Source organism: Paraburkholderia phenazinium (assembly GCF_900100735.1).
GTDB lineage: Bacteria > Pseudomonadota > Gammaproteobacteria > Burkholderiales > Burkholderiaceae > Paraburkholderia > Paraburkholderia phenazinia.
The window spans coordinates 280,214-292,549 of the sequence record NZ_FNCJ01000008.1 but is presented as its reverse complement, the minus strand read 5'-3'; the positions used below and the strand labels follow the sequence as shown (position 1 = coordinate 292,549).

Annotated in this window: 9 protein-coding genes; 7 read left to right on the top strand and 2 right to left on the bottom strand. The window is 62.6% G+C overall.

Annotated features, from left to right (window positions below; genetic code table 11):
* Positions 1–30 precede the first annotated feature (30 nt).
* On the top strand, positions 31–441 hold the full coding sequence (locus BLQ92_RS19900; protein WP_090686245.1) for a hypothetical protein: 411 nt from the start codon (positions 31–33) through the stop codon (positions 439–441).
* A 39-nt stretch (positions 442–480) separates the two neighbouring features.
* Here BLQ92_RS19900 and BLQ92_RS19895 read toward each other — a convergent pair whose 3' ends face one another.
* Both BLQ92_RS19895 and BLQ92_RS19890 read right to left on the bottom strand, forming a co-directional pair.
* Complete coding sequence (locus BLQ92_RS19895) at positions 481–1,401, bottom strand: anti-sigma factor family protein (RefSeq protein ID WP_090686244.1); 921 nt, start codon at positions 1,399–1,401, stop codon at positions 481–483.
* Positions 1,398–1,952, bottom strand: a complete 555-nt coding sequence (locus BLQ92_RS19890; protein WP_090686243.1) for an RNA polymerase sigma factor — start codon at positions 1,950–1,952, stop codon at positions 1,398–1,400. Before BLQ92_RS19890 ends, BLQ92_RS19895 begins: the two co-directional genes overlap by 4 nt.
* A gap of 275 nt (positions 1,953–2,227) precedes the next feature.
* Here BLQ92_RS19890 and BLQ92_RS19885 point away from each other — a divergent pair, with 275 nt between their 5' ends.
* From BLQ92_RS19885 to rhmD, 6 genes are all read left to right on the top strand, one after another.
* The gene (locus BLQ92_RS19885) at positions 2,228–3,769 is read left to right on the top strand and encodes a GGDEF domain-containing protein (RefSeq protein ID WP_090686242.1); all 1,542 of its coding nucleotides are present in this window, start codon (positions 2,228–2,230) and stop codon (positions 3,767–3,769) included.
* 439 nt (positions 3,770–4,208) lie between these two features.
* Complete coding sequence (locus tag BLQ92_RS19880) at positions 4,209–7,010, top strand: TonB-dependent receptor plug domain-containing protein (protein ID WP_244106484.1); 2,802 nt, start codon at positions 4,209–4,211, stop codon at positions 7,008–7,010.
* A gap of 19 nt (positions 7,011–7,029) precedes the next feature.
* The gene (locus tag BLQ92_RS19875) at positions 7,030–8,634 is read left to right on the top strand and encodes a thioredoxin family protein (RefSeq protein ID WP_090686307.1); all 1,605 of its coding nucleotides are present in this window, start codon (positions 7,030–7,032) and stop codon (positions 8,632–8,634) included.
* A 262-nt stretch (positions 8,635–8,896) separates the two neighbouring features.
* A complete protein-coding gene (locus BLQ92_RS19870; protein WP_090686241.1) occupies positions 8,897–9,649 on the top strand; it encodes an SDR family NAD(P)-dependent oxidoreductase in 753 nt (250 codons plus the stop codon).
* Between the two features lie 111 nt (positions 9,650–9,760).
* The gene (locus BLQ92_RS19865) at positions 9,761–11,089 is read left to right on the top strand and encodes an MFS transporter (RefSeq protein WP_090686240.1); all 1,329 of its coding nucleotides are present in this window, start codon (positions 9,761–9,763) and stop codon (positions 11,087–11,089) included.
* Positions 11,090–11,135: 46 nt separating this feature from the next.
* The gene (rhmD, locus tag BLQ92_RS19860; RefSeq protein WP_090686239.1) at positions 11,136–12,314 is read left to right on the top strand and encodes an L-rhamnonate dehydratase; all 1,179 of its coding nucleotides are present in this window, start codon (positions 11,136–11,138) and stop codon (positions 12,312–12,314) included.
* The last annotated feature ends 22 nt before the right edge of the window (positions 12,315–12,336 follow it).

Here is a 12,336-nt window from a genome sequence, read left to right as displayed (position 1 = left end):
TGCTCCGGTCCATCTCAAGTAAAGGATTGAATGAACTCGTCACGCACCCGCGGCGCCTTCGCGCGCCATTGGTTTTTCCGCCCGGCGGCTTCGCTCGCCCTATTCACCACATTGACCTGCGCGGCGCTGCCGATGAGCGCCTATGCGCAAACGCCAGCCGGCTCGATGGGCAAGATCTGCGCCGCCCGCGCCAACAACGCCAAACTGATCGCGCTCGACCGCGACGCCGGTGTGACCAAAGAGCAGGAGTGGCGCAAGACCCAGGCCGTGGTGCAGGCCATGCCGCCCGAACGTCAGGCGTATGCGCAGGCGGAACTGTCGTCGTTTATCGACGGTTTATACGGCCGCTACGCGAAGCTGCCGCCGCAGCAGGTCTACACGCAATATCTGGCGTACTGCGAAGGACAGTCTTCGGGTGGGGGCGCAACGCGCACGCCGTGAGGCCGTGAGGTCGTCAGGCCAGCGTGCGCGTCCTGTTGTTTAGTTCGCCGCGAGCATCGAAATACCTGCGTCGCCGAACAGCGTCTGCGTGCTGTTAGCGGAGATATTTTTCGCCAGAGCCGACAAATCGACCCCTTCGGGCTTGCCGATCAACGCATAGCTGAGCGCGGCGTGGCGCCACGTCACGACGTTCATGCTGTCGATGTGCTGTTCGGCGATTGCTGCGTCAGCCTGCGTGTCCTTCATCACGCATAGGGCAATCGGTGCGCCTTGCTGCGGCAGATAGACGATCTGCACCAGCGGCTTGTCGTTAAAGCGCAGCCGCTGCACGCGCTTGAAGGTCAAACCCGCCTGACTCAGATCCGGAATCCGTAAGTCGAGCCCGTCCTGATGACGGATCTCGTCGAGCGTTTGCGCCGACAACTCGGCATTCACCGGCACCTGGGCGATGGTCTCGCGCGAATAGAGCTGCTGATAACCGGCTGCCGCCGCGACCCAGCTCGATGCCTGCGGGTCGGCCGCGGCTACTGTCGCGGCGGAGTTGGCGTCGGGACCGGCGCCGAGGCCCGGCACAAAGCGCAGGCCGATGCCGCAGCAGAACACTCCGGCAACGAAGGCGACCGCCAGCCACGGCGCCGCTTCGCGCAGCCGCGAGCGCACCGGCGCGGAGGGGGGAGCGAATGGGCTGTGCTCGAGCGCCGCGTCATTGGCGCCCGGTGTGGCGATGCGCTGCGCATGGGCGCGTGCCATCGCCGCGACGGCTTCGGTCAAACTGTCCGGCACCGGCGGCAATTTTTGCTGCGCGAAGGCTTCCGTATAAGGCAAGCGCGACGTCTGCAACTGGGCAACGAATTCGGCGACATCAGGCGACACAGCGATCTCCTTTTCGACCTCCTGGCATTCCTCTGCAGACAGTTCGCCGTCCACATATGCCATCAGCAGGATAGAGTCCATTTTCATGAGACCGGGTCCTTACTCGCGACTGCAACTTTGCTTCGCTGACTGTCCCGCACCCCGAACAGCGCGCCGATGGTCTGGCGCGCCCGTGACAGGCGGCTCATGACCGTGCCGATCGGCACGTCGAGCACCTGGGCGGCTTCGATATAACTGAGCCCTTCGACGGCCACCAGCAGCATCACCACACGCTGCGGTTCCGGCAGCCTTGCCACCGCGGCGACAATCTGGCTATTGATGGCGTTTTCCTCCGGCGTGCGCACGGCAGGATCGGCGACGGTCTCGAGCATTTCATCATCCCATTCCGTGCTGGAGCGGTTGCGCCGGCTGCGGGCGCGCAACTCGTTGATCCACGTGGAATGCACGATGGCGAACATCCAGCTCAGCGCGGACGTGCCGGGCTGCAACTGGTGCGAGCGTTCGAGCGCGCGCACGCAGGCGCGCTGCACCAGGTCTTCGGCGTCGTGCCGGTCGCCTGCAATGCGTAGCGCAAACGCCCACAAGCGCGGCAGCAAGGCCGGGAGCAGGCTGGGTAAATCCGAACCGGTCGTCGACATGGTTCCGTGTTTGCGCAAGGACAGATGGCAGGATTCTAGCGATAAACCGCGGTCCATGCTGGAGCTGGGGTTCGAAAGCTGGCCACGCCGAGGCGCCGGGCCGACTCGGGCACATGCGGATTCCCCGTGGCCAGACGAAGCGGTTACAGTCAATAAACGGTCAGCCATCGACGCGAAGCCTGTGGTCTGCGGAATCGGATGTTCGATGAACGTTCCGCTTCGTCAGATGGACAAACCGGTATCGCGAACGCTTTATTCACGACGGAGGGGAACCGATGCCGCATCGAGTGCTTTCCCTGCGTCGGCGCTGGCGCAAAGCCGTGCGCAAGTGCGTAGCGGTGGTCACCCAGGCCGTGGGCCGCCACCCGTTTCTTGCCGGCATTGCGGGCACAGCGGTGGCGATGGCCATGGCGAGCCTGACCTTTCTGACGCTTTACGACGGCCGCGCCGACGCGTTGCTCCACGCGCACGAAACGTCGGAAAACCTGGTATCGCTGATTTCCAGCGACCTCGCGCGCAATGTCGAGATCTATGACCTGTCGCTGCACTCGATGGTCGATGGCGCGCAGAATCCGCAGACCTGGCAACTGCCCGCCGCGCTGCGCCAATCGGTCCTGTTCGACCGGGCGACCACCGCCGCCTATCTAGGCGGCGCCTATGTGCTGGATGCCAGCGGCCGCGTGGTTGCGTCGCAGAAGGGCGAGCTCAATCCGGCAGTGCGGCTCGACGACCGCGACTATTTTGTCGCTCAACAGCGCAATCCATATGTGGGTCTATTCGTCTCGCATCCGTTTCGCTCACGGCTGCGCGGCGGCAATCTGTCGATCGGGCTGACGCGGCGCATCAACGGCCCGGATGGCGCCTTTGCGGGTGTCGCGCTCCTGGCTATCCGGATTGAGTATTTCCAGCGTCTGCTCGACAAGATCAACACCGGTAAAGCTGGCTCGGTATTTATCGCCCTCGACGATGGCACGCTGCTGGCCCGCAAGCCGTATACCGTCGAGCAGATCGGCACCAGCATCGCGAAGTCGCCGACGTTTCAACGGATGGCGTCCCAAGCCGAGGGTTCCTATGTGGCGAACTCTGCCGTGGATGGCGTGCTGCGCATCTTTACCTTTGCGCATGTGCCGTCCACGCCGTTGATCGCGGTCGTGGCGCCGTCCGTGGACGAGGTGTTCGCCGAGTGGCGCCGCCGCAGCCTGGTTGCCGGCGGTCTGACGCTGGCGTTGGGTACGGTGTTCGTAGTGGTGGCATGGCTGCTGGCGTTCACGCTGCAGGACAAGGTGGCGGCGCAGGCGGAGCTGGTCAGGCTGGCGGCCACCGATCCGCTGACCGGCCTCAGCAACCGGCGTGTCCTCGACAGCCGGCTGGACGAAGAATGGCTGCGCGCGCGGCGCAGCGGCAGTGCGATGTCGGTATTGTTCGTGGACGTCGATTACTTCAAGCGGTTTAACGATACCTATGGCCATGCGGCCGGCGACGAAGTGCTGATCGCGGTGGCGGAATGCATTGCCACGGTGGTGCGGCGCTCGGTGGATCTGGTGGCCCGCTATGGCGGCGAGGAGTTTGCCGTCGTGCTGCCCGATACCTCGGCGGAAGGGGCGCTGATTGTCGCGGAGAAGATTCGTAAGAAGGTCCAGGGGATGAGCGTGTTCGATGGGGCGAGCGACGAGCATGGCTCGGTGACGGTGAGCGTGGGCTGTGCGACCTGCTTGCCGGCCGAAGGCGGTAGCGTCTCGGGGTTGATGGGGGAGGCGGATGCGCAACTCTATGCGGCGAAGTCGGCGGGGCGGAATCGGGTGAGGGCGGCGGATTGATCGGGCAGGATGCCTACACATCCCGAAGCCGGCGCTGGGGGACCAACAAAGGAATCTTCACATCGATATGAGCAAATATCGTTGGACTGCCTGTTAGCGCAGCCTTTACATTCTGCCTTCATTGCGAAAACAAAGAGCAAACACATATGTAATGCATATTTAAGGCAGGACGGCATCCTTGCTCTGCGGGTATTGAGTCATTCGTCAATCGCTATTGCCTCGATGCAATGCAAGGTTTCCGGACCAGGTTCGATCCACCGCGCAATCCATAAAAATTTTCCTGACCGGCGTCTTCCAGAAAGATGCCGGATGGATTAACTCGCGCATAAAAAATGACTGACAGGATTGATTGAAATAATGCGGCTTGAATGACGTATTGGCCGGAATTGCTTAGTCGATAACTGTGGTTCGCTTTTAGCATCACCCACCGATAACAAAAATGATCATCGATAAAGATTTCACACATTCGGCAAGAATGGGTTTGGTCTCGCTCGGACTGGCGAGTCTGCTTGGGATGACGGCGGGTCTGGCTGGCGCGCAGGAGGCCGGGGCGGGCGTACCGGCGGCCGTCGCCGCGGATGCGCCGGCGCCTGCGAGTGCGGCGAAAGGGAGCGCGAATAAATATACCGCCAGTTTAGGAACCGTCGTCGTAACGGGCTCGCGGATTCCGCGCGCCGACAAGGAAGGCGCGACAGGCGTTACCGTTATTACGGGCAAGGAGCTAGAGGAAAAAGGCTATAGAAATGTCTACGATGCGATCAGCCAGCAAACCCAGAATACCGGCTTCACGCAGGGGGCCGATTACGGAAATACTTTTACGCCTGCTGCCGATACGATCAGCTTGCGGGGTTTGGGCCCAAACCATACACTGGTATTGATCGATGGGCGCCGTGTCGCCGACTATCCGGTCGCATACGATGGCAACACCAATTTCGTCAATATAGCGAATATTCCATCCGCATTGGTCGACCGGATTGAAATCCTGAATGGCGCGGGTTCTGCCATTTACGGTTCCGATGCGATTGCGGGTGTCGTGAATATCATCATGAAAAAGCATAAGGACGGCGTCGAGGTGAATGTGAAAGGGGGCGTCACCCAGATGGGCGGCGGCGCAAACGGCCGCCTGCAGATTACCGGCGGCAAGGAGTTCGGCGACCTCAGCACGATCTTCGGTATCGAGGTAAGCAAGACCAACCCGATCTGGGCGACGCAACGCGACTTCATGTCATCCACCTCCCTCGAAGGCGAGACGCCCACTTCCGTGTGGTCGCAACAGAACCTCGACACCGGCCGTTATTTCGGCGCTCCCGGCGCCTGCGCCGGACTCGGCGGCGCATTCGGCGGCACGGTCTCCACCGTCAATAGCAAGAACGGGGCATATTGCGGCAGCGGCAAGGCCAAACCGATGTTCTGGACCACCCAGACGAACAACGCCAGCGAAAACCTGTACGGCGGCCTTGAATACCGGCTCAGCGACAAGACCACGCTGTTCGGCACCGCGTCGGTGGCGTGGGATCAGACCATGAACAACACGCGCGGCCCGAGCTGGACTTCGGCCGCGGCCGGCCCCGGCTACTTCTACAACCAGACGACGGGTGCCGACGAAGTGTGGAGCAAGCGCTTTGCGCCCGAAGAGATCGGCGGGGCGTCGGCGTGGAACAAGCGCTGGAACGATACGTCGGGCAACCTGGCGCTCGGCGTGCGCGGGGAGATTGGCGACAGTAGCTGGAATTACGAAGCGGCCTACAGCGCGTCGGGCTACGAGAGCAGGGCCACGGTGCCGCGTCTTCTGTCGAGCATGGATACGTATTATCTCGGCCCGCAGCTCGGCGCTACGGCCGATGGCGTGCCCATTTACGCACCCAACGCCACCCGCTTCTCGACGCCGCTCGCGCCAGGCCAATTCGCCTCGATGTACGGCGAGTCGGCAAGCCAGAACAATTCGTGGACGCAGACCCTCAGCCTGAGCGCCAATGGCGATCTGTTCAAATTGCCCGCAGGCCCCGTCAAGGCGGCGGGCGTTCTCGAATACGGCACCCAGGGGTTCAGCAATACGCCGGACCCGCTGATCAATCAGGGGGCGTATTACAACGCCGGCGATGCGCAGAACATCAGCGGCAACCGCAAGCGTTATGCGGCGGCACTCGAACTCAATGTGCCGATCTTCAGGCAGCTCAATGCGAGCCTCGCGGGCCGTTACGACGACTACAGCTTTAGCGGTCGCAACGAGGGCTCGTTCACGTATAACCTCGGCCTCGAATATCGTCCGCTCAGGGCGCTGCTATTGCGCAGCAACTATGGGACGAGTTTTCGCGCGCCCGACATGAACTACATCTACCAGGGACGCACTAAGGGCTACTACGAAAGCACGACCGACTACTACCGCTGCAATCAGGCGGGCCAGCCGCTCAGCACCTGCGAGTTCGCGAACGTGTCGCCGGGTGTGAACTACATTCAGACGGGTAATCCCAACCTCAAGCCCGAGAATGGCCGGTCGTGGGGTTACGGGTTTGTGTTTTCGCCCTCGGCGGACGTCGATCTGTCGGCTGACTACTACAACATCCGCATCGATAATCTGGTGACCGTGATCGACCCGGACAACCTGCTGCGCACCGAAGCAAAATGCCGTGACGGCGAGTTGAATATCAATTCGCCCGATTGCCAGGATGCGTTGAGACGCGTGATCCGCAACCCGATGACCGCCGTGCTGGACCCGGGCGCGATCAACACCATCCTCGTGAATCCGATCAATGCGGCGATGGAGCGGACCAGCGGCTTCGACCTGGGCGGCAAGTGGCGGATGCGCACGCAGGGATACGGCAACTTTCTCTGGACCGCCAGTTTCACCAAGGTGCTAAGCCATAAATATCAGCAATCGGCGAACAGCCCCGAGCAGGATCTGCTGCATTCGCTGCAGAATCCTACCGGCAACCCGGAGTGGCCGGACAAGCTGATGGTCAGCCTGACCTGGTCGCTGCCGACGTGGACCTCGACGCTGCAGGTCGAGCGCTACGGCAAGGTGCCTAACGCTGCGCAAACGGCTTATCTGTCGCCCACCGCGCTGGCGAATCTGAGCGTTGCCCATCAGTTCTCGAAAGACACCTCGGTGATGCTGATCGTCAACAACCTGATGAACACGATCAAGCATGACGACTCCGCGGGATGGCCGTACTACACCGTCGGCTATTACATGCCATATGGACGGATGTTCTGGCTGGAACTCAGCCATCGCTTCAACTGAACAAGAGAAAAAGATGAAAATGACGATTCGACTTCGCACCCTTGCAGCCTCGCTCATGCTGGCCGCCGCCAGTGCCGCCAGTGCCGCCAGTGCCGCCAGTGCCGCCAGTGCCGCCAGTGCCGCCCAAACGCCGCCCGCGCCCGTGCATTTGCCGCCCGGCATCGCGTGGCAGCAAGGCGACGTGAATGCCGCGTTCGCGCTGGCGAAGGCGTCGAATAAACCGTTGCTGCTGTTCTGGGGCGCTGTCTGGTGTCCGCCCTGCAATCAGGTCAAGGCGACCATTTTTAGTCAGCAGGCGTTCAAGGATCGCTCGAGCTTTTTCGTGCCGGTCTATCTCGACGGCGACAGCGAGAGTGCGCAAAAGCTCGGCGAGCGCTTCAAGGTGCGCGGCTATCCGACCATGATCCTGTTCCAGCCGGACGGCACCGAGATTACGCGCTTGCCGGGCGAGGTCGATCCCGCGCGTTATATGCAGGCGCTTTCGCTTGGCATGAACGCGACGCATCCGGTCAGGCAGACGCTGGCAAGCGCGCTGAAGAACGGCGCGCGGCTCAAGCCCGACGAGTGGCGCATGCTGGCCGATTATTCATGGGACACCGACGGCGATCTGCCGGTGCCGGCCGAGCGTATCGCCGAGACCCTGCAGACGCTTGCCAGTCACGCGCGAGCCGACCATGCGCCGGCCGAGGCGCTGCGGCTCGAACTGAAGGCAGTGGCCACCGCTGCCGTGGGAGAGCCTAAACAAACTGGCACCCTCGACAAGACGGCCGCACTGGCGGCGGTGGGTGAGGTACTGAAGGACCCGAAGCTCAGTCGCAGCGATTTCGACGTGCTGGTGGCGAGTCCCGCGGAAATCACGGCCTATCTGAGCGCCAAAGATACGCCTGCGCGAAACCGTCTCGTGAAGCAGTGGGACGACGCGCTTACCGTCCTCGCGGCGGATAATTCCCTCTCCGCGACAGACCGGCTGTCGGCTCTCGATGGCCGCGTGTCGCTGGCCCGGCTCGATGCGCCAAAGGGCGCGCCGCTCGCGAGTCCGCTGCTCGATACGGTTCGTCAGCAGGTCGCAGCGGCTGACAAGGCCACGACCAACGTGTACGAGCGGCAGTCGGTGATCAGCGCAGGCGCCGATACGCTGACCGACGCGGGTTTGCTCGACGAGTCCGATGCCTTGCTGAAGGCGGAGCTCAAGCGCTCGCCGGCTCCCTACTATTTCATGTCGGGACTGGCGTCGAATGCGAAGGCGCGCGGCGATAAGGCGACGGCGCTGAGCTGGTACCAGCAGGCCTATGACGCATCGAACGGGCCGGCGACCCGGCTGCGTTGGGGCGCAAGCTATTTCAGCGGCCTGGTCGAACTGGCGCCGGATGACGCGCCGCGTATCCAGGGTCTCGCCACCAGCCTGCTGACCCAGGTCGGCCAGACGCCCAACGCTTTCTACGGCACCAACCGGCGCGCGCTGACAAAGGTTGTGACGCGACTTGCCCAGTGGAACAAGGGCGGCGCTCACGATTCGACCGTACAGACCGTGGCAAAGCAGCTCGAGGGCATTTGCAGCAAGCTGCCGGCTGGCGATCCGCAGGTCGCGGCCTGCGAAAGCCTGCTTCAGCCGGTCAAGGCTTAATAACGTCTCCTGCCGCGCCGCCGTCCGGCACCCAAGCGGTTGCCGGGCGGCGGCGGCGCGCTCTACGCCGCAGCAAGCGGTTCGTCAGATGTGACCGGCGCGACAGGCGCCGCGGTCACCCACCAGCTCCCCGATCCGTTTTTGTTATCGCACCTTCCTATACTCGAATTGTTGCGGTATCGGCCGCGCCGTATATTGGCTGACACCAACACAACCACAACCGTTATGCGGCGCGAGCCGGGTCACGGAAGCGAGACACGCGATGAACCGAATCGATCTGGAGGGGCGTACCGTCGTCATTACCGGCGGGGCGCGCGGTATTGGTTATGCAGTGGCGCAGCGCGCGCTGAACTCGGGCGCTTCGGTCGCGCTCTGGGATGTCGATGCGGCGCGCCTCGAACGCAGCCGGGGCGAACTGGCTGAACTGGGCAAGGTGTCGGCGGCGACGGTTGAGTTGACCGACGAAGCCTCGGTAACGAATGCCGTTGCCGAAACCTTGGCCGCCCATGGCAGCATCGACGTGCTGATCAACTGCGCGGGCATCACCGGCGGCAACGGTACGACATGGGAGCTGGAACCCGAAGTCTGGCGCCGGGTGATCGACGTGAACCTGATCGGCCCGTATCTAACATGCCGCGCCGTCGTTCCGCAGATGCTCAAGCAGGGCTATGGCCGCATCGTCAATATCGCTTCAGTGGCCGGTAAGGAAGGTAATCCGAACGCGTCGCACTACAGTGCCTCGAAGGCCGGGCTGATTGGCTTAACCAAATCGCTTGGCAAAGAACTGGCCACCAAAAACATTCTGGTCAACGCCGTTACGCCGGCGGCCGCCAAGACCGAGATCTTCGATTCGATGTCGCAGCAGCATATCGATTACATGCTTTCGAAGATCCCGATGAACCGCTTTCTGTTGCCCGAAGAGGCAGCCTCGTTGATCTTGTGGCTGTCGTCGGAAGATTGCGCGTTTAGTACTGGCGCGGTGTTCGATTTGTCGGGTGGGCGCGCGACTTATTGAGGTTGCGCCGAGCCTATCGAGTCCGCTGAAGTCCGCATAGACGGGCACTACCGAAGCGGCCGTGTGTGACAGGCGGGCTGCTACGCCTGCAAGCCCGGCTCAGGAGACGCCATGAATCCAACTTTGCCCGCTACCCTCGAGGCGATCAACAGCAAGGTGATGCGGCGCCTGTTGCCGTTTCTTCTGCTGATGTATGTGCTGGCCTTTCTCGACCGCGCCAATATCGGCTTCGCGCAAAAGGCGTTGCAGCACGATACCGGCTTGTCGAACGCCGCGTTTGCTTTCGGCGCCGGGGTGTTCTTCATCGGCTACGCCTTGTTTGAAGTGCCAAGCAATCTGCTGCTGCATCGGGTCGGCGCGCGCCTTTGGATGTGCCGCATCATGGTGACATGGGGGCTTGTGTCGGCCTCCATGTGCCTCGCGCATACCGCGAGCGCCTTCTACATGCTGCGCTTTCTGCTCGGCGTCGCCGAAGCCGGTTTCTTTCCGGGCGTTATCTATTACCTCACGCACTGGTTTCCGCAGTCGGCACGCGCGCGAGCGGTGGGGGTGTTCTATTTCGGCGCACCGCTCGCATTTATCTTCGGTAGCCCGCTCTCGGGCTTGCTGCTCGATTTGCATGGCGCCGCCGGTCTGGCCGGCTGGCAATGGCTGTTTCTGATTGAAGGCGCCATGGCGGTGGCGGTCGGCGTATGGGCGTTCTGGTATCTGGACAATCGCCCCGAAGACGCCCGCTGGCTCGATATCGCGCAACGCGCCACCCTGCGCGAGGCGCTCGACCAGGATGCCCGCGATGCCTCCGCCCACGGCCCGCGCAACCTGCTCGCCGCATTGTTCGACCGGCGTGTGCTCGCGCTCTCGGGGATCTATCTGCTGATCCAGATGAGCGTATATGGCGTGATCTTCTATCTGCCGCAACAGGTGGCGGCGTTGATGGGCACCACAGTCGGCTTGCGCGTTGGGCTCGTTGCAGCGCTACCTTGGCTGTGTGCGCTTGCTATGACATGGATCGTGCCGCGTCGCGCGGATCGCACCGGTGGGCATCGCCGCTGGGCGGTCGCGTTATTGGCGCTGGCCGGACTCGGCATCGGCGCATCCGGATTGGCGCATAACCCCTTGTTCGCGCTTGCCGCGTTGTGTTGCGCCGCCAGCGGCTTTATCGCCGCGCAGCCGCTGTTCTGGACCTTTCCCACCCGTTATCTGACCGGCGCCGCCGCCGCGGGCGGCATCGCGCTGATCAATTCGCTCGGCAGCCTCGGCGGTTTTATCGCGCCGTCGCTGCGTACCGCCGCGGAACATGCGTTCGCTTCGACCTCGGCGGGCCTGCTGCTGCTCGGTGCAGCGAGTCTGCTGGCCGCGCTGCTGATCGGCACGCTGTTTCGCCGGAATAGTGCGCCAACCGAGCAGCCCATGAAGCCATTGATACACCGCGCCCGCTGATTGATCGACAGCCGCGCTTAACTGCCCTGCAAACGGAGCCTTTCTTATGGCGATGCCTACTATCAAGCATGTGCGTGCCTTTATCGTCCGTGGCGGTGGCGCGGATTATCACGACCAGGCCGACGGTCACTGGATCGACGACCATATCTCGACGCCGATGGCGCGCTATCCCGAGTACCGGCAGAGCCGCCAGTCGTTCGGCATCAATGTGCTCGGCACCCTGGTGGTCGAGATCGAAGCGAGCGATGGCACCGTCGGCTTTGCGGTCACGACGGGCGGCGAGATCGGCGCGTTTATCGTCGAGAAGCATCTGGCGCGTTTCCTCGAAGGCCAGCTTGTCACCGATATCGAGAAGATGTGGGATCAGATGTATTTCGCCACGCTTTACTACGGCCGCAAGGGCGTCGTGCTGAATACGATTTCCGGCGTCGATCTGGCGTTGTGGGATCTGCTCGCCAAAGTCCGCAAGGAGCCGGTGTATCAACTGCTGGGCGGCCCCGTGCGCGACGAACTGGTGTTCTATGCGACCGGCGCGCGGCCCGACCTCGCCAAGGAGATGGGCTTTATCGGCGGCAAGCTGCCCTTGCAACATGGACCGGCCGAGGGCGAGGCTGGACTCAAGCTCAATCTCGAACGCCTCGCCGAGATGCGCAGCCGCGTCGGCGACGATTTCTGGCTGATGTTCGATTGCTGGATGAGTCTCGACGTGACATACGCCACCAAGCTCGCGTACGCAGCGCATGAGTACGGCCTCAAATGGCTGGAAGAATGCCTGCCGCCGGACGACTACTGGGGTTACGCCGAACTGCGCCGTAACGTGCCGCGCGGCATGATGGTCTCGACGGGCGAGCACGAGGCGACGCGCTGGGGCTTTCGCATGCTGCTGGAAATGAACTGCTGCGATCTGATCCAGCCGGACGTGGGCTGGTGCGGCGGCATGACCGAGCTGATCAAGATTTCCGCGCTGGCCGATGCGCATAACGTGATGGTGGTGCCGCATGGTTCGTCGGTGTACAGCTATCACTTTGTGGTCACGCGCCACAACTCGCCGTTCGCCGAGTTTCTGATGATGGCGCCCAAGGCTGATCAGGTGGTGCCGATGTTTACGCCGCTGCTGCTCGATGAACCGGTGCCCGTGAATGGCCGGATGAAGGTGCCGGAGACGCCGGGCTTCGGGGTGCGGCTCAATCCGGAGTGTGCGTTGGTGCGGCCTTATCCACGTTGAAGTGCGCGCGTTGAACTTCAAG

Bases quoted from the DNA above. Each gene is read 5' to 3' on its own strand.
- BLQ92_RS19900 (WP_090686245.1), top strand. From the start codon at position 31: ATGAACTCGTCACGCACCCGCGGCGCCTTCGCGCGCCATTGGTTTTTC.
- BLQ92_RS19895 (WP_090686244.1), bottom strand. From the start codon at position 1,401: ATGAAAATGGACTCTATCCTGCTGATGGCATATGTGGACGGCGAACTG.
- BLQ92_RS19890 (WP_090686243.1), bottom strand. From the start codon at position 1,952: ATGTCGACGACCGGTTCGGATTTACCCAGCCTGCTCCCGGCCTTGCTG.
- BLQ92_RS19885 (WP_090686242.1), top strand. From the start codon at position 2,228: ATGCCGCATCGAGTGCTTTCCCTGCGTCGGCGCTGGCGCAAAGCCGTG.
- BLQ92_RS19880 (WP_244106484.1), top strand. From the start codon at position 4,209: ATGATCATCGATAAAGATTTCACACATTCGGCAAGAATGGGTTTGGTC.
- BLQ92_RS19875 (WP_090686307.1), top strand. From the start codon at position 7,030: ATGACGATTCGACTTCGCACCCTTGCAGCCTCGCTCATGCTGGCCGCC.
- BLQ92_RS19870 (WP_090686241.1), top strand. From the start codon at position 8,897: ATGAACCGAATCGATCTGGAGGGGCGTACCGTCGTCATTACCGGCGGG.
- BLQ92_RS19865 (WP_090686240.1), top strand. From the start codon at position 9,761: ATGAATCCAACTTTGCCCGCTACCCTCGAGGCGATCAACAGCAAGGTG.
- rhmD (WP_090686239.1), top strand. From the start codon at position 11,136: ATGGCGATGCCTACTATCAAGCATGTGCGTGCCTTTATCGTCCGTGGC.